The 22158-nt window shown below is 47.8% G+C and carries 12 protein-coding genes and 1 tRNA gene; 6 read left to right on the forward strand and 7 right to left on the reverse strand.

The window, feature by feature from the left end; all coding sequences use genetic code 11:
• Nucleotides 1-109: 109 nt before the first annotated feature.
• A complete protein-coding gene (locus tag NQ542_RS02470; RefSeq protein ID WP_005640233.1) occupies nt 110-598 on the reverse strand; it encodes an SPOR domain-containing protein in 489 nt (162 codons plus the stop codon).
• Nucleotides 599-683: 85 nt separating this feature from the next.
• Between NQ542_RS02470 and NQ542_RS02475 the strand changes: the two genes are divergently transcribed.
• Nucleotides 684-2810 carry a S9 family peptidase gene (locus tag NQ542_RS02475; RefSeq protein ID WP_005640234.1) on the forward strand — a complete coding sequence of 709 codons (2127 nt, stop codon included), beginning with the start codon at nt 684-686 and terminating at the stop codon, nt 2808-2810.
• A gap of 64 nt (nt 2811-2874) precedes the next feature.
• On the opposite strand, the gene NQ542_RS02480 is transcribed toward NQ542_RS02475, so the two are convergent.
• Nucleotides 2875-3933 (reverse strand): class I fructose-bisphosphate aldolase, encoded by a 1059-nt coding sequence (locus NQ542_RS02480; RefSeq protein ID WP_005640235.1) that lies wholly within the window; start codon nt 3931-3933, stop codon nt 2875-2877.
• Between the two features lie 189 nt (nt 3934-4122).
• Here NQ542_RS02480 and NQ542_RS02485 point away from each other — a divergent pair, with 189 nt between their 5' ends.
• The 3 genes from NQ542_RS02485 to NQ542_RS02495 all read left to right on the forward strand — a co-directional run bounded on the left by NQ542_RS02485 (nt 4123) and on the right by NQ542_RS02495 (nt 6148).
• The gene (locus NQ542_RS02485) at nt 4123-4674 is read left to right on the forward strand and encodes an NADH peroxidase (protein ID WP_005640236.1); all 552 of its coding nucleotides are present in this window, start codon (nt 4123-4125) and stop codon (nt 4672-4674) included.
• 128 nt (nt 4675-4802) lie between these two features.
• Nucleotides 4803-4889: transfer RNA gene (locus NQ542_RS02490), tRNA-Ser, on the forward strand.
• Between the two features lie 74 nt (nt 4890-4963).
• Nucleotides 4964-6148: a class I SAM-dependent methyltransferase gene (locus NQ542_RS02495; RefSeq protein WP_005640237.1), complete on the forward strand. Its 1185-nt coding sequence runs from the start codon at nt 4964-4966 to the stop codon at nt 6146-6148.
• Nucleotides 6149-6152: 4 nt separating this feature from the next.
• On the opposite strand, the gene NQ542_RS02500 is transcribed toward NQ542_RS02495, so the two are convergent.
• Complete coding sequence (locus NQ542_RS02500) at nt 6153-7823, reverse strand: putative transporter (protein ID WP_005640238.1); 1671 nt, start codon at nt 7821-7823, stop codon at nt 6153-6155.
• 171 nt (nt 7824-7994) lie between these two features.
• On the opposite strand from NQ542_RS02500, the gene NQ542_RS02505 reads away from it, so the two are divergent.
• Both NQ542_RS02505 and NQ542_RS02510 read left to right on the forward strand, forming a co-directional pair.
• The gene (locus NQ542_RS02505) at nt 7995-9239 is read left to right on the forward strand and encodes an exonuclease SbcCD subunit D (protein WP_005640239.1); all 1245 of its coding nucleotides are present in this window, start codon (nt 7995-7997) and stop codon (nt 9237-9239) included.
• Nucleotides 9236-12196, forward strand: coding sequence for an AAA family ATPase (locus NQ542_RS02510; protein WP_005640240.1), 2961 nt, complete (start codon nt 9236-9238; stop codon nt 12194-12196). Before NQ542_RS02505 ends, NQ542_RS02510 begins: the two co-directional genes overlap by 4 nt.
• 52 nt (nt 12197-12248) lie before the next feature.
• On the opposite strand, the gene NQ542_RS02515 is transcribed toward NQ542_RS02510, so the two are convergent.
• From NQ542_RS02515 to NQ542_RS02530, 4 genes are all read right to left on the reverse strand, one after another.
• A complete protein-coding gene (locus NQ542_RS02515; protein WP_005640242.1) occupies nt 12249-15587 on the reverse strand; it encodes an SUMF1/EgtB/PvdO family nonheme iron enzyme in 3339 nt (1112 codons plus the stop codon).
• A gap of 325 nt (nt 15588-15912) precedes the next feature.
• Nucleotides 15913-17082, reverse strand: a complete 1170-nt coding sequence (locus NQ542_RS02520; protein WP_039850130.1) for a glycoside hydrolase family 88/105 protein — start codon at nt 17080-17082, stop codon at nt 15913-15915.
• A gap of 193 nt (nt 17083-17275) precedes the next feature.
• Complete coding sequence (locus NQ542_RS02525; RefSeq protein WP_005640251.1) at nt 17276-18874, reverse strand: RagB/SusD family nutrient uptake outer membrane protein; 1599 nt, start codon at nt 18872-18874, stop codon at nt 17276-17278.
• Between the two features lie 25 nt (nt 18875-18899).
• Nucleotides 18900-21983 carry a SusC/RagA family TonB-linked outer membrane protein gene (locus tag NQ542_RS02530; RefSeq protein WP_005642256.1) on the reverse strand — a complete coding sequence of 1028 codons (3084 nt, stop codon included), beginning with the start codon at nt 21981-21983 and terminating at the stop codon, nt 18900-18902.
• Between the last annotated feature and the right edge of the window lie 175 nt (nt 21984-22158).

Here is a 22158-nt window from a genome sequence, read left to right on the forward strand (position 1 = left end):
TTCATGCTCGTGTATTCAAAACCGGAGGAGCATGGAATCGGGACGGCAAGCAATAAAAAAGGATGAATCTGTCAAGACTCATCCTTTTTTATTACCGTGGATTGGATTTTTAATATTGTCTTTCCAGAATCCATGCATCCTGGAAGTTTGGAGCGTATTTTGCTTTGATTGCATCGCGGCTGTCCGCAGCATCGGCTTTGTCATTGAAACTGGCGACGATCACACGAAGCATACCTTGTTCGTTTTCTCCCAAAACAGCGTTATATCCGTCGTTCTGCATACGTTCTTTCAAAGCGTAAGCATTTGTTTTGTTCTTGAAACTGCCGATAACGACACTGTAACGTTTCAGTCTGCTTGCATCTTCACCTTGTGCAGCATTAATTCTTTCTGCGCGTGTACTGACGTTGGAAGTTCTCGGTTTAGAAACCGGAGTTACCTCTTCAACTACTTCCTCTTCTTCGACCACCTCGACCGGAGCTGTCGATTCTTTTTCTTTTGCTTGTTCGTAAGCAGCCTTATACGCACTCTGTTTAGGTTTACAAGAACCTAATGCTAAAACCATACATATGGAGGCTCCAAATAACCAAATCTTATTCATACTGTTCAGTTCTTAAATTAATGGGACAAAGATATAAATTATATTTTGTACTTTCGTGCCCAAAACACAATATATTATAAACTACATGAATAAATCTATCGGAACAATGGTTATGGCAACATCCTTATTATTTGGAGCTTGTAGTGGGGATGGAAAAACGTGCGATCGTGCGACCCAACAGAAAGGAAACACGGAAAATGTGATCGGGCGTTCGGATATTAAAGTCAAAGACGGACGGATGACGCCGGAAGTGCTTTGGGCAATGGGACGTATCGGGGGGATGAATGTATCTCCGGACGGACAGAAAGTAGTGTATACTGTAGCCTACTACAGCGTACCGGAAAACAGAAGTAATCGCGAAGTGTTTGTTATGAATGCAGACGGGACGGACAATAAGCAGATTACAAAAACGTCTTATTCCGAAAATGAAGCTGTTTGGATTAAAGGTGGAAAAAAAATCGCTTTCCTTTGCAATGAAAGCGGCAGCAGCCAGCTTTGGGAAATGAATCCGGATGGAAGCGACCGCAGACAGCTCTCTGAATATGAAGGGGATATCGAAGGTTTCGCCTTCTCTCCCGATGAGAAGAAAGTCCTGTTTATTTCACAGGTAAAGACAGTCAAAAGTACGGCAGATAAATATCCCGACCTGGATAAGGCTACTGGTATTATTGTCACAGACCTGATGTATAAACATTGGGATGAATGGGTAACAACAGCCCCGCATCCTTTTGTTGCTGATTTTGATGGTAAGGCAATCAGTAACCCTGTCGATATTATGGAAGGCGAACCGTTTGAAAGCCCGATGAAACCATTCGGAGGAATTGAGCAGTTGGCATGGAATACTACATCGGACAAGATTGCTTACACGAGTCGTAAAAAGACCGGAAAGGAATATGCGTTGTCCACCAATTCGGATATTTATGTGTATGACCTGAATACGAAAAAGACGGCCAATATCAGTGAAGGTATTATGGGGTATGACACGAATCCCCAATACTCTCCCGATGGCAAGTTCATCGCATGGCAGAGCATGGAGCGTGACGGTTATGAGTCAGACCAGAACCGCTTGATGGTCATGAACTTGGAAACAGGTGAAAAGATATTCGCCAGCAAGGATTTTGATTCCAACGTAGACGGGTTCGTTTGGAGTGCAGATGCAAAGGCTCTTTACTTTACGGGGGTATGGCATGGTGAGTCCCAAGTATATAAGATCGATCTGACGGATAGCAATAAAATCACGCCGCTTACTTCCGGAATGTACGATTATGCCGGTGTGGCTTTGTTGGGTGAACATAAGCTGATCGTGCAGCGCCATTCTTTGAGCATGGGAGATGAAATCTATTCGATCGATTTGGCTGATAATAATAAAATAGCCCAGTTGACAACAGAGAACAAGCATATCTATGATCAGTTGACAATCGGTAAGGTGGAAGGTCGTTGGATGAAAACGACAGATGGTAAACAGATGCTTACCTGGGTGATTTATCCTCCTCATTTCGATCCGAATAAGAAATATCCTACCTTGTTATTCTGCGAAGGTGGTCCTCAAAGCCCGGTAAGCCAATTCTGGTCTTACCGTTGGAATATGCAGATTATGGCTGCTAACGACTATATCGTGGTTGCCCCGAACCGCCGTGGCCTTCCCGGTTTCGGTATGGAGTGGAACGAACAGGTCAGCGGCGACTATGGAGGCCAGTGCATGAAAGACTATTTTACGGCTATTGACGAGATGGCGAAAGAGTCGTTTGTCGATAAGGATCGTCTGGGTTGTGTGGGAGCGAGCTTCGGAGGCTTCTCCGTTTATTGGTTGGCTGGTCACCACAACAAACGTTTCAAAGCCTTTATTGCACATGACGGTATTTTCAATATGGAAATGCAGTATCTGGAAACAGAAGAAATGTGGTTTGCTAATTGGGATATGGGTGGTGCTTACTGGGAAAAACAGAATGCGACGGCACAACGTACATTTGCCAATTCCCCGCACTTGTTTGTCGATAAATGGGATACACCGATTCTCTGCATCCACGGTGAAAAGGATTATCGAATTTTGGCTAACCAGGGTATGGCGGCGTTTAATGCAGCTGTCCTTCGAGGTGTTCCGGCCGAGTTGTTGATCTATCCCGACGAAAACCATTGGGTGCTGAAACCTCAGAATGGCGTGCTTTGGCAGCGTACATTCTTCGAATGGCTGGATATGTGGTTGAAGAAATAAGGATTTATTCATAAAAGAGAAAACGCCGTTCCGAATAGTCTGGGACGGCGTTTCTTTATTTATACTAAGCAATTGTGATTCCCGGGTCCAGATATACATCCTGTATGGTGTGCAGCAGCTCTACACCGTCTTTCATCGGACGTTGGAACGCTTTTCGCCCGCTGATCAGTCCCATACCGCCTGCCCGCTTATTGACGACAGCCGTGTAGACCGCATCTTTCAAGTCGGAAGCTCCGTGAGATTCACCACCAGAGTTGATGAGGCCGACACGTCCCATGTAGTTGTTGGCAACCTGGTAGCGACAGAGGTCAATCGGGTGTTCTGTAGCTAGTTCGGTGTACATCTTTTGGTCGATTTTGCCAAATTTGACAGCTGTGAATCCTCCGTTGTTTTCCGGTAGCTTCTGCTTTATGATATCTGCTTTGATCGTAACACCCAAATGGTTGGCTTGGCCTGTCAGGTCGGCTGCGGCATGATAGTCAACACCGTCTTTTTTGAATTCACTGTTGCGCAAGTAACACCATAAGATGGTGGCCATTCCTAGCTCGTGCGCATATTCAAAAGCCTCTGACACTTCGACCAACTGTCTTCTACTTTCTTCCGAACCGAAGTAGATGGTAGCGCCTACGGCTGCAGCTCCCATGTCCCAGGCTTCTTTTACGGAGCCGAACATGATCTGGTTGTATGAATTGGGATAAGTCAGTAATTCGTTATGATTCAGTTTGACCACAAACGGTATCTTATGCGCATATTTACGTGCTATGGAACCTAAGATTCCGAACGTAGAGGCTACTCCGTTACATCCTCCTTCAATAGCCAACCTGACGATGTTTTCCGGATCGAAATAGATCGGGTTCGGAGCGAAGGAAGCTCCCGCCGTATGTTCGATATCTTGGTCCACAGGCAGTATTGAGACGTATCCCGTATTTGCCAACCGTCCGCTTCCTAACAGGCGTTGCAGGTTGTTTAATGTTTGGATATTTCTATCCGAGCCGATCCATATACTGTCGATGACAGACGGTGAAGGAATGTGTATAAGTGATTTATCGATCGTTTTACAAGTGTGTCCCAACAGGAATTCGCTTTGTTCGCCCAGTAGGCTGATAATCTTTGAAGTGTCCATATTTATGAAAGTTTTTTAATATAACATGGGCCGTAAAGGATAGGTTTCATAGTTTTTATCAATTAACAGATAGAATAAATTTATGAGTTTTTGTAGGGCTTGTTTTAGAATGTTTCCCTACATTTGCAAAGAACAAATAACGAGTGTTACAACTATTTTAGATTATACAACCAATAAAAATTTACAAAGATGAAAAAGAAATGGATTTGCACAGTATGCGGTTATGTACACGAAGGTGATGAAGCTCCTGAATTCTGTCCTCAATGCAAGCAGCCGAAGAGTAAATTTAAAGAAATGGTAGAAACTACCGGTGCATTGACTTTTGCCGATGAACATGTGATCGGTGTTGCTAAAGGTTGTGATGAAGAAATGATTAAAGATTTGAACGCGCATTTCATGGGTGAATGTACTGAAGTCGGTATGTATCTGGCTATGAGTCGCCAAGCTGACCGTGAAGGTTATCCTGAAGTAGCAGAAGCATTCAAACGCTATGCTTGGGAAGAAGCTGAACACGCTGCTAAGTTTGCCGAACTGCTGGGTGATGTTGTTTGGGACACAAAAACAAACTTGGAGAAACGTAAAGACGCTGAATGCGGTGCTTGCGAAGATAAGAAACGTATTGCCACTCGTGCAAAACAATTAAACTTGGATGCTATCCACGACACAGTTCACGAAATGTGTAAGGACGAAGCTCGCCACGGTAAAGGATTTGAAGGTTTATACAACCGTTATTTCAAATAATTCGCAAATTCGTTAACAAAGGAAGGGCATTCTTTTAGGAGAGTGCCCTTTTTATTGGAAAAAAATGCTTTTGAGGGGACAACGAATTTAAATTTTCCCTACATTTGTACTCGCAAACGACGACCTAAGGAAAGCTGCCAGAGTGGTCGAATGGGCCGCACTCGAAATGCGGTGTACGGGTAACTGTACCGGGGGTTCGAATCCCTCGCTTTCCGCAGAAAAGAGGATGTGTCCACCAAATATCATGACACACCCTCTTTTTCTATGTCGTCACTGATTTAGTGCCGATATGGAACTGACAACTTCACACATACAGTTTATCAAAGAACATGCAACAGACGATTTAACCCGCCTGTTGCTTTCCGCTGCCAAGTATCCCGGAATGGATATTCCCTTTTTAGTCGATCAGATTGCTGTCCGAAGGCAGATCCGGGAGAAGTTGCCGTCGTGGTTTGAGAACGGACAATTGGTTTTTCCAGCTAAGATTGCGGCGGAACAGTGTTCATCTGAACAGACAGCAGCTTATAAACAGGAACTGATTGGTGAAAGTTGGACCATTTGCGACCTGACGGGAGGACTGGGAATCGATAGCTATTTTCTTTCCCGAAAGGCGAAACAATTGACTTATATAGAACGTTTTCCTGTTTATTGTGAAGCCGCGAAACATAATTTTTCTGTCTTGGAGGCCAACAATATAACGATCATAAATGCTGATGCCGCCCAAGTTGTTGATACCCTTCCGGAGGTCGATGCTTTCTATATCGATCCTGCACGCCGAGGAGAATCCAACAAGCGGGTTTTTGCTTTGCAGGATTGTGAACCTAACCTGCCCGGACTGTTGCCGGCGCTTCTGAAACGTTCCCCGCATGTCATTGCAAAGCTTTCGCCGATGGCAGATATACAAATGACTTTGGAGTTGTTGCCGGGGACGACATCCGTGCATGTCCTTTCGGTTAGGAACGAATGCAAGGAACTGCTTTTTGTGGTGGAACGAGAGGCGGATGGCAGAGAACCGTTAGTCCGGTGCATCAATTTCGGACTGGATGGAATGCAATCTTTCTCTTTTACATTAGAAGAGGAACGTAGCGCCGTATTGGTTCCTGCCGGTCAGGTAGGTACATATTTGTATGAACCGAATGCCTCGGTTTTAAAAGCCGGCGCATTTAAGCAGATTGCCGTCCGGACGGGAGTGAAGAAGTTGCAGGTGAACAGCCATCTATATACATCGGACCATTTAGTTTCCGACTTTCCCGGTCGCAGATTCCGAGTGGATGAAGTGCTGTCTTTTACCGGAAAACTCTGTAAAGGACTATCAAAGACAATCCCCCAAGCAAATATAACCGTGCGTAATTTTCCTCTCTCCGTAGAAGAACTGCGTAAGCGGACGAAGATCACCGACGGAGGCCATGTCTATCTCTTTGCAACTACCTTGGTGGATGGAGAAAAGGTGCTGGTCAAGTGTTCCAAAGCCTGATCGATCAGGTGAATAACATCAGCACCAATTGTGCTGAAATCACGCGGATAAACATTGAAAGCGGATAGACGGTGGCATAAGAAACGGAGGGTTCGTCGCCATCGACAGTCGTGTTGGCATAGCTCAGTGCCATCGGGTTTGCCATGCTCCCGCAGAGCATACCCACGTTGTGCGCATAATCGAGTTTGAAAAATTGCGAAGCTATGAAACCGACGATCAGCACCGGCACGATCGTCAGCAGAAATCCAAGCCCGATCCAAAGCAATCCTTCTGCCCGAAAAACCGTTTCGAAGAAATGTACACCCGAATCGATCCCCAATCCCGCTAAATAAATAATGATCCCCAGTTGACGAAGCATCAGGTTGGCACTCATTGTCGTGTAGGTTGTCAGGTGGAAACGAGGGCCGAATGCGCCCATCAGGATTCCGACGATGATCGGGCCTCCGGCGATCCCTAATTTGACTGGCGTACTCATCCCTGGTAACGTGATCGGCAATGCTCCTAACAGCATCCCCAGCGATATACCAATGAAGACAGCCAAGAGGTTCGGATTGTTTAACCGCTTGATCTCATCCCCTAAAATCTTTCCGACTGTGTTTACCGAATTCGCTTCTCCCACGATAGTCAACCGGTCACCGATTTGCAGGCGCAGGTCGGGAGAGGCCAGCAGGTCTATACCGGCACGGTTCACACGCGTAATATTGATACCGTAGAGGTTACGAAGGCGGAGAGAGCCTAATTTCACACCGTTCACCCGGTTGCGTGTCACCGCGATGCGGCGCGAGATCAGTTGGCTGTCAATGGCATTCCAGTCGATATCCGCCTTGTTCCAATCTACATTCTCCTGCTCGCCGAAAAGGACTTTAATATTTTCGACATCCGATTTAACGGAGATGATCAAAAGGTGGTCATGCTCGTGAAGTAAGGTGTCCGAAGTCGGAATGCTTACTTTACCGTTTCTCCATACACGTGAAATAACGAAATGCTTGTCCGTCAGCTTCATTACGTCCTTGATGCTCTTTTCGTAGATAGCCGGATTGCTTACATGAAACTCGGCGACATAGGTAGTCGTGTCGCGTTGTTCCTTTAAGTCTTTCTGTTTCTTGTCGGCAAACAAGGCTCTCAGGATAATAATCGCCAAGATCACGCCCACTACGCCGAGCGGATAAGCAACGGCACACGCCAAAGCCATGTCCGTCACCCCTTTGGTATTGGTCGGATCTATCTGCAACAAAGCCTGTTGGGCGGCTCCCAAAGCAGGCGTGTTGGTAACGGCCCCACAAAGCAAACCGACCATATTGGAAAGGGAAACTCCTGTTACCCAGTGCAGACCGACTGTCATAATGAGTCCGAGCAGGATAACGCCTAACCCCATCATGTTCATAGCTACCCCTCCCTTCTTCAGCGAAGAGAAGAAACCGGGACCAACCTGTAACCCTAATGCATAGACGAAAAGGATCAAGCCGAAACTTTGAGCAAAATACAGCATATCCTTATTCACGACGATCCCTAAATGCCCGGCCAAGATACCGGCAAAGAATACAAATGTGATACCCAGTGAGATCCCGAATATCTTGATCCGTCCTAAATACAATCCAAGTGCAGAGACCAGTGAAATAATGATGACTGCCTGCACCATCGTAGGCTCTAAAAAGGCCTCTTGTAACCAATTCATAAAGTTCCCCTGTTTATTGACGGCACAAAGATAGGACAATAATTTGATTCGTCATCTATTTCTCTCGTTCCCGCGCTTGACACAGGCTCCCCTTATTGTCTTTGTTCGTTTGTTTCATTACCTTTATCCCCAAAATAAGATCAGATTCATATTTGTTAAATCTGGAAAAACATGTCATTGAAAATAATCCATACTGCCGACTGGCATCTTGGGCAAACCTTTTTCGGGTATGACCGTGATGAGGAACATGAGGCATTTCTTTCGTGGTTGATCGATATATTGACGCTACGGCAGACTGATGTCTTGCTGATAGCAGGCGATGTTTTCGATGTTGCCAATCCGTCGGCAGCCGCCCAACGCCGTTTTTTCCGTTTTTTGCGGGAAGCGAACCGGCGTAACCCACAATTGCAGATCGTGATTATCGCAGGTAATCATGATTCGGCAGCCCGTCTGGAGGCGCCGATACCCCTGTTGGAAGAACTGAATACGTCAATTGTAGGGGCTGTCCCGCGAACCGACCTGTGCAAGATCGATTTCGATTCGCTTCTGATTCCTTTATATAATAAGGAAGGAAAACGGGAAGCGATCTGTCTGGCTGTTCCCTATCTTCGTCAGGGAGATTATCCCGCTTCGAAAGAAGGGAAAGATACCTATGTGGAGGGCGTTACCCGAATGTATCGCCAGCTCTATGACTATGCCGACAGCCAAAGGCAACCGGGCGAGGCCCTGCTTGCGATGGGACACTTGCATGCGACTGGTGCTGAACTGTCGGAAGACGATCGGAGCGAACGGACTATCATGGGAGGACTTGAATCTATATCGGTAGAAGCCTTTAACGAGGACTTGGCCTATACGGCCCTCGGTCACATCCACAAGGCGCAACGGGTAGGGGGACGCGAGTCTGTACGCTATGCCGGCAGCCCGCTTCCGATGTCTTTCTCCGAACAGCATTATCACCATCAGGTTGTTGCCTTTACCCTCGAAAACGGATGCCTGTCGGATCTCGAAGCAGTGCCCATCCCACTCCGAACCGCCCTGCATCGGATTCCGGCGGAACCGGCGTCGCCTGCCGAAGTCCTTTTGTCGCTTTCCAACCTACCGTTGGCGGAAGAGGGAGCCGATCGCAGCCTATGGCCTTATCTGGAGGTGCAGGTACTGCTGACGGAGCCAGATCCGGGATTTCGGCATCGGGTGGAGGAGGCGCTGGCGGATAAGGCTGTACGCCTGACTTCCATCATCCCTTCTTATCCGAAAAAGGAGGGAGAGGAAGATTCTCGTCCTTTCTCTTATACGGATTTACAAAAGATCGCTCCGCTGGATATGCTTCGCCATACCTTTACGAACCGTTTCGGGGGAGATTTGCCGGAAGAGTTGGAAAAGATGTTTAACGATGTAATGCGGGAGGTTTCCCTATGAAGATATTAGCGATACGAGGTCGTAACCTGGCCTCGTTGGAAGGTGATTTTGAAATAGATTTTACGGTGGAGCCGTTACTTTCAGCCGGGATCTTTGCTATTTCCGGGCCTACGGGAGCAGGTAAGTCTACCCTTTTGGATACGATGTGCTTAGCTCTGTTCGCCCGTACGCCTCGTACCGACCAGGCGAAAGAAAATAATGTCAAGCTTCAGGATGTCAGTAATGAACAATTGTCGCAGAGCGATCCTCGTTTCTTGCTGCGGCGGGGAACATCCTCCGGTTTTGCAGAAGTGGATTTCATGGCCTTGAACGGACACCGCTACCGGACACGCTGGTCGGTGGCGCGGGCACGCGACAAGGAAAACGGACGGTTGCAGAATCCGCGTTTGGCTCTGTATAACCTCGACAAGGAGGAGGAAGAGCAAGGGACGCGTTCCGATTTGCAAGCCCGTATTATCGATTTGATTGGCTTGACTTTCGAACAGTTTACGCGTTCCGTATTGCTGGCGCAGAACGATTTTTCCACTTTCCTGAAAGCCGAGCAGGGAGAAAAAGCTTCCTTGTTGGAGAAGTTGACCGGAACCGAACTCTATTCCGCCATTTCTCGCCAGATATTTGAAAGGAATGCGCGGGCGAAAGAAGCCTTCGACTTGATCCAAACGCGAATACAGGGTATCGAGCTATTGACGGATGAGGAAGAAAACGACTTGCGCACTCGCCTTGCCGGAACGGAAAAGGAGCTGCAGCGAGTCGAGAAAGCGAAAGCGGAGCAACAGGCCCTTCAAGAGGCCGTCCGTTCTATCGAACAGCAGATAACCATCCGCCAAAGACAACAAAAAGAGGCGGCCGATAAGTTGGTGCACGCAACGGAATTGTTGACGGTCGCTCGCCATGAATACGAAAAGGGAGTGGAGGAACAGCAACAGTCTGAGGCTCGTTTCAAATCCCTTCAACAGGAGATCTTGCAGGCGCGTAAACTGGATATCCAGTTGGATACAGCCATCCGTGACCTGTCACATTCGGAGCAGCAGTTGAAAAATGTAATGCTTCGGAAAGAAGAGGCCGAAAAGAAATATCAAGCTGCCGTCCTCCGCCGGAGACAGGGAGCGGAGGAGATTGCCCGTCTGACCGCTTGGCGCGAGCGTTATAAAAAGAAGGAACGTATTGCGGAGCAACTTTCAGCTTTGTTGTTGCACTTGGATGCAGCATCGGCCACCCGTTCAGGGATGGAGGCGGCTGTCCGTTCGATCGAAACGCTCCGGCAGGAGATGGCGGCGTTGAATAAACAACTTTCCGACCTGCAACAGACCAGTGCAAACAAACAGCAGGCGTTGAAGCGGGCTGAAGCGGATTACCGGAATCTGGAAGAGGAACTGAAAGCTGTCGATGCACCGGCTTTGGACAAACAGATCGAGAAACTTCGCCAGGAACGGGAACAATTGCTTATCGAACAGGCACGCTTGGAGGCTTCCGGTAACATAAAGGATTTACGTGGCAGGTTGCAGGATGGACAACCTTGTCCGGTTTGCGGGAGCACACATCATCCTTTTGCAAATCAGGTTCCTGTCGCTCCTGTTTCTGCTCTAACCCTTCAATTGCAGGATTTATCGAATAAAAAAGAAACCTATGTCGCTCATACCCGCCATCTTACCCGTTTGCAACAGCAGTTGCTCCAACTCCATAAAGAACTTGCAGATAGCGAGGCCGCCTGTAAGGAAATGGCTGGTAAGCAACAACTCGCTGCCAGTCGGCAAGAGAGGGAAGAAGCTATTGTAAAAGAGCAATCCACCCTGTTGACCCAGTCCCTTTCGGCTGCCGACCTGCTGTTCGGCAATAGTGAGTGGCAGAAAGCCTGGTTGCAGAATCCGGAAACTTTCCGTAAAACATTGACAGACTTCGCCCGTCAGTGGCATGAGAATACCGAGAAACTCCATCAACTGGAACGGCAGGAAAGCGCCCAAAAAGCCGAATGCGAATCTCTCGCCTCCTTCCTTCCTTCTCTCGAAAAGCAAGCCGAAGAATCCGGACAGCTCCACGAAAAGAACCGTGCCGCTTTTTCCTCTTTGCAGGCAGAACGAAAGAAACTTTTGAATGGCCGATCTGCAGATAGCGTAGAACAGGAGTACATCCGACGAATGGAAGAACTGAAAGAGCGTTTGAAAAAACTGTCGGCCACCCAGACTGAGCAATCCGGCATCGCCGACCAGACACGCGGCATTGCCGACCAGATTGCAAAAGACCTGACCGAGGCCTCTGCCGACCTACTCCGGAGAAAGGCGGCTTTAGACAAATGGACAGCTGATTATTTGGATTCTTCGGGTGGAGAGCCACTCGAAGTTATCTTGTCCCGGTACACACAGGAAAAGACGGAACTTGCTTTCCGGCTTCGTACTCAGACGGAGAACAAGGCGAAAGTTTCCGGTCTGCAGGAAGAATTGAATGTCCGGCGTACGGAAAGCGAACGTTGGGCGAAGCTGAACGAACTGGCCGGTTCTGCCGACGGCGCCAAGTTCCGTCGTATAGCGCAAGGATATACGCTCGATATACTGTTGAACTATGCCAATGTGCAACTGCGTGAATTGACAAGGCGCTATCGGCTGGAACGGGTTCCCGAAACACTAGCCTTGCAGGTGATCGACCGGGATATGTGCGATGAGGTGCGTACCGTCCATAGCCTTTCAGGGGGCGAATCGTTCCTTGTTTCGTTGGCACTGGCGCTTGGCCTGTCTTCCCTCTCATCCAACCGGATGCGGGTTGAAAGCCTTTTCATTGACGAAGGTTTTGGTTCTTTGGATGCCGAGACGCTTCGTGTGGCGATGGATGCTTTGGAAAGTTTGCGGACACAGGGACGCAAGATCGGAGTCATCTCGCATGTGCAGGAAATGACTGAGCGCATCCCTGTCCGCATCTGTGTGAATCGCGCCGGCAATGGACGCAGCTTTCTTGAAGTTTTGTAAAGTTCCAAAATCCCTTGTCCCCGCGTCAAGCGCGAGAATAGGGCTTTCGCCTTTACATATCTTCGACAATAATCCTAAAGCCGACGTTCATCGGCCGCTGCCAAGGCAGGTAGGCTTTGCGGACGGCCGATGTGGAGTATTTAGGACGTTCACGCCAGGAGCCGCCTCGTACAACTTTCTTCTCGGCAGTCTTTTTGTTTGCCTTTTCTTTTAAAGGATAAGGAATGTAATCGGAGGCTGTCCATTCCGCCACATTCCCGTTCATGTCGTACAATCCCCAGGGATTGGGCTGGTAAGAGGCAACAGGGCAACTGATCAGTTGGTGGTCGTTTACGTTCAGGATTTTCGGTAGGAAATCCCAGAACTTGCGCATGGGATCGTTTGCCCGCATCGGTTTCGGATCTACGCCTGTTACCGCCAGATCGACAGTCGTACTGTCTGCCAAGTTTTCGAAAGCACCGAAGTCGCTCTCCGTCGATCCGAACCAGAAATCATCTGCGCTTCCCGAGCGTGCTGCCCATTCCCATTGTGTTTCGGTAGGCAGAGAAACTGTATTGCCTGATATTTCGCTGATCTTTTGGCAGAAAGCATTCGCTTCGTCCCAACTGACGCGCACGACAGGCTGTTTTGGCCGGTTGGCTGCATAGCCGGGGGTAGTATGATCTTTCCAAGTCTGTCCGATGTACCGGCTGTCGTGTTCCGGGAAAAGTGCGCGGAACTGCTCGTTCGTGATTTCGGTCGTGCTCATCCAGAAGCCTTCCTTCACGTTTGCCTTGAATGCTGGCGAAGCGGAGGGAGTCCGGTTGTTACCCATCACAAAGCTGCCGGCGGGAATCCATACCAGGTCGATATGCACATCCGGAGTGATGGAGATGCGGCGGGTCGTTTCGCCTTGGGCGGCTTGCCGGGCAGTCGCTGTCTGCGTGTCGAACGGGAATCCCTTTACCTTGACCGGGCGGACCGGTTTGGTCGGCTTCTTTATTTCGACTGTTTCGCCGGTCGTTGCTCCGGTAATGCCGTCTGCCTTTTTGTTTTCTTTCAGCCAGTCGGCGTAGTCGGCAATCTCTTTTTGCCAGTCAACCTGTACACCGCTGTATTTCTCGGCCAGCTCCATACGGCGTTCCACCTGACCTTTGGGAGATTGAGGCTTCAGGTCTATTTGGGTGAAAGCCCCATAATAAGGCGCGTTGAGATCGATCCAGGCATAGAGCGTCCGCATGTCCTCTTCCGGAACCTCTACGCCGTGGTGTCCGGCTTGCAGGATGCGGATCAGTTCGCTGTTGCTCGCGTGAAACTCGGCCGGCTTGAGGACATAGATGTCTGATTCCGGTCCCTGGCGGTACACGTATGGGTGCAGGTTCAGATAGCTCTGGTCGTACTGCTTGTTGATTTTCGTCAAGATACCTCTCTTATATGTGACCATCTGATCCTTGCGGAAGTCCGGTTCGGCATTTTTCCCGTTGTGGCAAGAGACGCAGTTACGATCCAGTACCGGTTGCACTTCCAGGCGGAACGTGAATGGGCGGACACCTCCTTCCGGTGTTTCCAGCCGGCGTGCCTGCTTGGCCGAAGCAATCGTGCGTTTGGGAATGGGTATGCTGTTCTGATCTTCATGGCAACCGACGCAGGAGACGATCTCGCCCGGCATCCCTGTCAGCCAGCTGCGCATCCATTGGATGGCTGCCCCGTCTTTATCCAACGGCTGGATGGAAATCGGCGTGTTGGCGGGAATGGTGAATAGCGCGGAACCGTCTTCCTCGACCGGGACTGTTCCGAGTATACGTTTGATATCCCATCCACTCTGTATTCCCTGTGCATCGTGATCGGAAGGAGCTAAGATATAGGCATACTCATAAGCAAAGATACGGAGAGCCTTGATCGTGCCCCGGGGAACGCCCTGCGTACCTTCTCCTTCGTAGATATCCTGGATAAAGACCGTAGCCTCTTTGCTGTCCGGCTTGATCTTCGAAGGAATGACAGGAGGCGTTTCGCGTTTTACCAGCGGGATGGGAGCGGTCAGACCTTCCCCTTCCTGCTCGGCAATGAGTGTCAGGTTATCGAAAACGTCGACCAGGTAAATTCCCCAAAGTGCATCCTTGGCCGGTTTGCAGGCAACTAAAAAATATTTTTCGCTGAGCGGGTACGGCTTCATGAACTGAGGCCAGACGCCTTCGACCAATTCGTCCTTGATGATCGGGACGATCGGGCGGTCTTTGAACGGCAGTTCCTGTATCATCCCCTTTTCCTCTTTCCGGCTTTTGGCAGGATCGAAGATGACGAGCCGCCCTGAACGTGCCGTCCCGTGATGGCCGGAGATGATGCCGATGAAGCGGCTGCTGTGCTTGGAGAGCGGTTTCATGTCGAACGTACTGTTCGGGAAATAGGAGCCGCTGCCGTAGAGCGCTTTGTTTTCCGTCCCGTCGGGGTTCATGTGCATCACGATACGGGAGAAATAGTGTGTCAGGTCCGTATATTCCCAACGGGTGTACATGATGCGTCCGTTCGGGATCACGATAGGCGACCAGTTCCCGTCCTGGTCGAAGGTGAGGCGGCGCAAGGCACGCGTCTCGGGGTCAAAGGAGACAAGGTTGGCTACCACATCGTCGCCATGCACACAAGGAACGCCGTTGTAACCGATGTTGGTCGTCGCCACCACTTTCCCGTCCGGCAGGTAATTGGCGTCGCAGAATTCCAGATCCGGCTCATCAACGGTGATCTTTTGGTGAAGGTTGCTTCCGTCGATGTTCATTTCGTATATCTGCCACTTCCGGTTCTTGTCGAGCGAGGAGAAGAGGAGGCGGTCGGCATCCCAGTGGAGCTGTATGTCCGAAATGGGAACATCGGCTTCGGGTTTGTATATCCGGCTGCTTTCGATTTGTCCGCGCAAGCCCGTGAGCAAGTCGATCTCGGCATCGTAGCCTTTACGCGAGTTGGAAAATAGCGAGTTGTAGTTGGCTGTCGAAGTTCCCATCGACGGGCCCATCGCCTTACGGGCCTTGTTTCCCAAACGGTAACGGGCCACTATGATCTTGTCCATGTCCAGCAGCGGGTTGGCCAGGATGATCTCACGCTTCAAGGCAAGTATTTCTTGAGCTTGGCCAATTACTTCGTCGGTCGCGTTGCTGGAAACCTTATCGGAGAAGGCCTGCCGCACGCCGGGCAGAAGTGTTTCCAGACGGGATAGTTTTTCGTAAAGCGCGGGAGCTTTTCCTCCCAATGCTGTTTTTGTGTCGTCCAGATAGGCACGTATGGCAGTAGGATTTACCCATCGGATTTGCACTTCCAGATCGCTTAGCTGAATTTGGCGTATTGAATCTTGTCCGTTCGTTGCGGAAATACCGGATACGGAAAGAGAGAGGAACGTGAAGAGTAAACAAACTTTATGCTTCATATCATTATTATTTTTTCAAAATCTCTATCACTCTATCACACTTCGTATATAAACTATTCATATACAACTGTTTGTTGTGTGATATATGTCACTTTTATCTATCACTCTACTATCACTCCATCTTTTTCCAATACGGCAGAAAAAGATACAAAGCATATCGCTTGTTTTCAACAAGATAGTGAGATTTGATGCTGAACACCCGGATGTTTGTTCTCTGTACATCCGGGTGTTTGCCCTCCCGACATCCGGATGTTAAAGGCGGGTTTACCCGGGTGTTCAAGAGCTTTTGCAGGTACTTTTATGAAAAAAAGAGCCTTGTTGTGACTTATTTGTCTGCTAATTTGTAAATTTCCGATGCAGCCATCAGGAATGCACCTGTACCATAGAGCTCGGTCATGTCGCGTGTCACCTTTTTCGGATCGGCACCTACCGGCTGAACCCACCCTAATTTCCCGTTCGTTTCAACTGCACGGGTCAGTGCTTCCCATCCTTTTTTTACGACTGGTAGGTATTTGTCTGCCGGCAGATACCCCTGGTTGATTCCGTATGCCAAGCCGTAAACGATAAATCCGGTCGCGCTTGTTTCGGGTGAAGGATAGCTGTCCGGGTCCAGCAGGCTGGCATGCCAATAACCGTCTTTCCCTTGCAACCCGGCGAGGCGCTCGGACATCTCTTTATAAAGTTCGAGATAGAAAGGACGGAATTCGGTATCTTCCGCCGGCAGCGTCTTCAGGATTTCCGCCAGCCCACCGATTACCCAACCGTTGCCACGTCCCCAGAAAATCTTCTTGCCGTTGGCTTCTTTCTGTCCGATGTATCGGCTGTCGCGATAGAAAAGGTCTTCGTCTTTATCATACAGGTGATTGTAGGTAGCACGGAATTCACTGTCGGCGAAGTGCATGTATTTACGGTTGCCGGTCAGCGTGTAGAGCCGCGTGTAGACTCCGGGCGCCATGAAAAGGGCGTCGCACCACGTCCAGCGTTCGATCGTGCTGCCTTTGCTGTAATCGAGATCCATGCTTCCGTTGGAAGGATTGTTCAACACCCAGTCGGCGCGGGCGATGGTCGGTTTCAGCATATTCTCGTTCTTTTCCTTATTATAGAAATCGATGTAGGTTTGTGCGATGCAAACGTCATCGGCATGATACATCCGGTTGGCAACCTGCCAGCTCTGTCGGTTGAAGATTTTCCGGAGCCAGTCATAATATGTATTGTCTCCACTTAGTTCCGCCCAGTCGAACATCCCCATATAAAGTGCTCCGGCGATCCATCCGCGCGGTTCGCTCTTGGCATATTTGTTTTCGGGATAATCTTTGATCTGCCAGTCCGCCACCCGCCGGGCAACTTCCATGATGCTTTGCCGGTCCCAGTCCGTTTCCGTCGCACTGACAGCGGCTGTATTTGTCGTTTCGGCCTGTGCCGGCAGATTGTTCACTAAACAGGTACAAGCGCAAAGTGAGAGGCCTGTACAGATGTACTTGATTGTAGTTTTCATGATATTCGTTCTGTTTCTTTTAATTCTGCATCAAAAATAGGAAAGATAAGGCTCAGGCTATAATAATATCATCTCAAAATGAGTAAAAAATGTACCAAATTTTATGATTATTAAAAAGAAAGGGGATGTCCCTTTGGCTGGAACTTCCCCTTTCATCCTATAAGTGTGTTTTTACTTTATAGCTATTCAATGCTTAGTATCCCGGATTCTGTGGAAATTCGGCTCCTGTGTTAGAGTCGATGATGGTCTGCGGGATCGGCCACAAGGTGTGATGTTCATCCATAGTGTTGCTGTGCGGGTTGTATTTCTTTACGCGTTCAACCAGCTTGCCTGTACGAACCAACGTAAATCGGCGTAACTCTTCACCAACCAATTCACGGATACGTTCGTCCAGTAGGAAGTCAATTGTGGCATCTTTAGCTGTAATTTCCGGTGCATTGGCTCGTTTGCGTATTACATTGATCGCGTCTGCGGCTCCTTGTGCATTGTTTTGCATCAAGCGTGCTTCAGCCAATAGCAGATATGTTTCGGCAAGACGGAACTTCATACGGTCTTTATTGTTACCGCCATAGCTCAAATCCTCTGCTTTTCCGTAGAAGAATTTCGTGACAGCCGGGTATATGGTGAATTTTGTCCATGTCTCTTCTGTGATTTCGGCTTTCTTTCCATATTTATCAGAAGAAGCATCGTTGTAATACCAGTTTCTCTTGATGTTATATTCCGAGTTACGAATATCGCTTGAAGCGAAGAAGTCGTTGCTGTCGATCCACCATTTGAATGGGACGATCTGTGCCAAACCACGTCCGCCTAAAGAGTCTGCCAACACAAAGCCGTCTTCGTTGTAGTATTTGGGAACCCAAGCACGTTTTGTCCAGTCTTCGTTTGCTCCGCCGCCTCCGGTCGTGTTGTATTCGAGTTGCATAACCCAGATGCTTTCCATATTACCGGAAGTACGGTTCTGGTTATATTCTTTGAACATATCGGAGAACGGATCTCCGGCTTTGTCTTTCTCCGCACCGAAGCGTGAAGTCATCAGATGGAAGTAACCGCAATCGATTACAGCTTTTGCTGCTGCTTCCGCTTCTGCATACTTGCCTGCCATGAGGTATACTTCCGAAAGCATATGCTGGGCAGCCCATTTTGTTAACTGTCCAACTTCGACCTTATCGGGATCTTCCGGAAGATTTGCGATTGCAAACTGCAAGTCTTCGATCATCTTGCCTAAAACTTCCGCTTTCGGTGTGCGGGTAAAGTCTATCCGGAAGTCTTTTTCAATTTTATCAACATATGGAACATCTCCGTACAAATATACCAGATACCGATAAGCATAAGCGCGGAAGAAGCGAGCGATAGCCTGATAGTAGGCTTTATCGGTCGGTTTGTCCCAATTTACATTACCTTCCGAATATTCGAGGATTTCATTGGCAGAGGCGATCAAACCGTATCCCCAGTTCCAATAGGAAGTGACAAATGTTGTGGATGGTGTATAAGACAAGTTTTCGAAAGGAACCAATGAACCGTCTCCATGCCCTGTGTAGACAATGTCTGTTGCTACCTGAAATGATTCGTACGGACAAGCTTGTCCCTGGCTTGTTGTTGCTCCTCCCCATGTGTTAAATTCGGAACGGGCCCAACCGTACAACCCGTTTACTCCGACTTCAAAACCATAGCTGCTTGTGTATGTATTGTCTGGAGATAGCGAGCTTTTTAGCTCTTCATCCAGAAAACCTGAACAACCGGTTGATGTCACCAATAAAAATGCAGCAGCGGCAGTTGCTAATATATTTTTCATATCCAAATTCAATTATATTATAATGTTAGAAAGTAAGATTTAATCCAAACATGTAAGAACGGGCTGTCGGGTAGGTAACGAGAACATTTCTGTTAGCATCGCTATCTTCTAAGTTCAGCCAGTTGTCGATGTTACTGAAAGTATAGAGGTTGTTGACACTTGCATTGATACTCAGCGAGCTGATTCCAATTGCACTTAATGTTGTCTTCGGGAACGTGTATCCGATCGTGATGTTCTTGATATTGACGTAATTCATTTTTTTGTAGAATGAATGTTTATCGTAAGGAACATAAGCAGGAGATGTCATTTCGTTTGTCGGATTTTCCGGTGTCCAGTAGTCCATACCGCTTATGTAGTTGTATGTCGGCATCCAGCGGTCGAAGTTGTAGTCATGTAATTCTTTTGTCTGTCCGAACACTCCGTTCAGCAAGAAAGAGAAGTAGATGTTTTTGTAATCGAAGCGGTTACCCATTGACAGCAGGAAGCTGGGCAGTTTGGAACCGATGATTTTCTTGTCATCGGCTGTGATAGAGCCGTTTCCGTCTTTGTCTTCCAGTTTAGCAGAACCGGGGACAGCGCCTTTTTGGTATTCTTTTCCTTCTTCATTCAGGAACTTGCCGCTTTCGGCATCCCAGCTGATCGTATGTCCGTTTTCAACATATGTTTCGTTTTCCTGCCATGTCCCAACGACATTGTAATCGTAGAATACACGCAGCGGTTCTCCGATGAACCATTTGTTTGTGATATCGTCTTTGCCATCACCGCGCAGTTCAATAATTTTGTCGCGGTTCAGCGAGAAATTGACGTTTGTGGTCCAACGGAAATCATTGTTTTGGAAGTTGACGGAGTTCAATGCGATTTCAACACCCTTGTTACGGGTTTTACCTACGTTGTCCATAATGGATTTGTAACCGTTCATGTAAGGAACTGTACGGCTCATCAACAAGTCGCTTGTGTTGACCACATACATGTCAATGTTACCGGAAAGACGTCCGTTGAAGAAACTGAAGTCGATACCTGCATTGATCGTGCGTGAGGTTTCCCATCTCAGGTTTGGGTTCCCAACACCGTTTGTAGGCAGGTAAGCTCCGTTTACAACCGTTCCGTTGTCGCCCCAAATGTAGTTGGTCAGTGTCAAACGGTCAAGCGTCTGATAAGGATTGATGGCCTGGTTACCGTTTGAACCCCATGAAAGACGGATTTTCAGCATGTCCAAATAATTTGTCTGGCTTTCCATAAACTCTTCGGAAGAGATATTCCATGCTGCGGCAACGGAAGGGAAGAATGCATATTTGTTGTTCTTTCCAAATGCGGAGTAACCATCGGAACGTCCTGTCAGTGTCAACAAATACTTGTTGGCGTATGAATAGTTCAAACGTAACATATAAGACAGCATTGCCGTTTCTGTCAGTTTGGATGTGATTTCTTTATTTTTCTCGGCACCAGCCATATTGTGGTATTCGGAATCGTCGTTTACAAAACTTTCGCCTGATTCTTTTGCTTCCTTTTTGGTTGTTTCCTGCATACTGAACAAGGCGGTGGCATCAATTTTATGCAAACCGAATGTCTTATTATATTTCAAGAGATTTTCCCATGTGTAATCATAATAGTGGATATTCTCTATAGAAGCGGAACCATTCACCTTTTTACCCGAAAGAGTATTTCTTCCGTAATAAGATCCTACAAAATTATTGCGGTAGTTGTAACCGAAGTTTGTACGGAATGACAGACCGTCAATCGGGAATTGAATTTCTGCAAAAGTTGAAATGAATACATTACGATTTGTTTTGTCGTTCGTCGCATCAATATTGGCCATTGGATTGTAGAACAAAGTTTGGTCCATTGGATAGTCGACGTAACGATCATTTTCATCTTTATAAATGCCATAAGGACTCATTTTCAACCCAGCCTCCAAATAAGGTTGCTCTCCGCCGAATTCTTTTTGGATCGCTTGCGTTCCCATTCCGACAGTTAACCATTTATTTAAAACCTGTGTAATGTTCAATGCGATGTTAGTACGTTTTAAACCTGTGTTTTCCATAACGCCATCTTCTCTTAAGTGAGAGATTGATGCCATATAGGTTGTAGCTTCCGTCCCTCCGGAAATGCTGATCTGATGACTGGTGGTTAAAGCATTACGGAACATGATGTCTTGCCAGTCCAACTCAGAACCGTTCTGATAGTTCGCACGTTCACTCGGATTCAAAAGTACAAGCGGATCGAGTTGATCTCCAGAATAACCGTATTTCATGCGGTTGTAGTCTTGTGTGTATTTTACATATTCGGCTCCTTTCATCATATCGATACGATGTTGTGCTTGTTGCATGCCGACTTGTCCTTTATATGAGACTGTTGGTGCTCCTTTTTTACCTTTTTTGGTCTGAATCAGGATTACGCCGTTTGCACCGCGTGAACCGTAAATGGCAGCTGAAGATGCATCTTTCAATACAGACATATTCTCGATGATATCCGGATCAATGTCACCTAAAGATCCGCTGTAAGGGATACCGTCCATGACGATCAGCGGAGAATTGTCCGCACTCAACGAATTTTCACCGCGGACACGCAAAGACTGGTCTTCACCAGGTTTGGCGTTGCTGGTTGTCACGTTCATACCAGGGATTTGTCCGGCCAATTTATCCATCAAATTGTTTGTCGTAACCATCTGGAGTTTTTCTTCGCCAACAGCCACGATACCGCCCGTCAAGTCTGATTTGCGTTGCGAACCGTAACCGATAACGACAACGTCGTCCAAACCGATCGCATTGTCTTTTAGAACAATGTTCAATGTTTTTGCTCCTGTAATCTTGATTTCTTGCGTTTCACAACCGATGTAAGAGATAGCGATTGTCGAGTTCTGGGGAACGTCAAGGGAGAAATTACCATCTATATCGGTAACAGTACCGATCGTCGTACCCTTTACAACAATGTTAGCCCCGATAATCGGAAATTTGTCAGCTTCCGCGATAACCGTACCGGAAACTTTGACGTCCTGCGCATATACCTGTACGGATATAAACGCCATAAAGAGTAATAATAAGGAAAGAAACCGGTTCTTCCCGTTTGCCTTTTCGTTGGGAGGCAAATTCCCTCGTAGTTGTCTGTTCATGCCTTTCATAATTTATTAGCACATTAAACAATTAATAATTAACTTGTCGATTCTATTTGTTTTTTATGTCAAAAGAATGAAAGATGCAAGCCAAGCACGTGTATTTTTATTCCAAAAGGGGATAAAAATATACCAACGTGCTAAAAAACATTTATTTTGATGAATTTTGATAGAT

This window comes from Parabacteroides merdae ATCC 43184, assembly GCF_025151215.1.
GTDB classification, from domain to species: domain Bacteria; phylum Bacteroidota; class Bacteroidia; order Bacteroidales; family Tannerellaceae; genus Parabacteroides; species Parabacteroides merdae.

Coding starts and splice junctions, on each gene's coding strand:
- NQ542_RS02480 (WP_005640235.1), bottom strand. CDS start 3,933: ATGGACACTTCAAAGATTATCAGCCTACTGGGCGAACAAAGCGAATTC.
- NQ542_RS02505 (WP_005640239.1), top strand. CDS start 7,995: ATGTCATTGAAAATAATCCATACTGCCGACTGGCATCTTGGGCAAACC.
- NQ542_RS02520 (WP_039850130.1), bottom strand. CDS start 17,082: ATGAAAACTACAATCAAGTACATCTGTACAGGCCTCTCACTTTGCGCT.
- NQ542_RS02510 (WP_005640240.1), top strand. CDS start 9,236: ATGAAGATATTAGCGATACGAGGTCGTAACCTGGCCTCGTTGGAAGGT.
- NQ542_RS02495 (WP_005640237.1), top strand. CDS start 4,964: ATGGAACTGACAACTTCACACATACAGTTTATCAAAGAACATGCAACA.
- NQ542_RS02525 (WP_005640251.1), bottom strand. CDS start 18,874: ATGAAAAATATATTAGCAACTGCCGCTGCTGCATTTTTATTGGTGACA.
- NQ542_RS02500 (WP_005640238.1), bottom strand. CDS start 7,823: ATGAATTGGTTACAAGAGGCCTTTTTAGAGCCTACGATGGTGCAGGCA.
- NQ542_RS02475 (WP_005640234.1), top strand. CDS start 684: ATGAATAAATCTATCGGAACAATGGTTATGGCAACATCCTTATTATTT.
- NQ542_RS02470 (WP_005640233.1), bottom strand. CDS start 598: ATGAATAAGATTTGGTTATTTGGAGCCTCCATATGTATGGTTTTAGCA.
- NQ542_RS02515 (WP_005640242.1), bottom strand. CDS start 15,587: ATGAAGCATAAAGTTTGTTTACTCTTCACGTTCCTCTCTCTTTCCGTA.
- NQ542_RS02485 (WP_005640236.1), top strand. CDS start 4,123: ATGAAAAAGAAATGGATTTGCACAGTATGCGGTTATGTACACGAAGGT.
- NQ542_RS02530 (WP_005642256.1), bottom strand. CDS start 21,983: ATGAACAGACAACTACGAGGGAATTTGCCTCCCAACGAAAAGGCAAAC.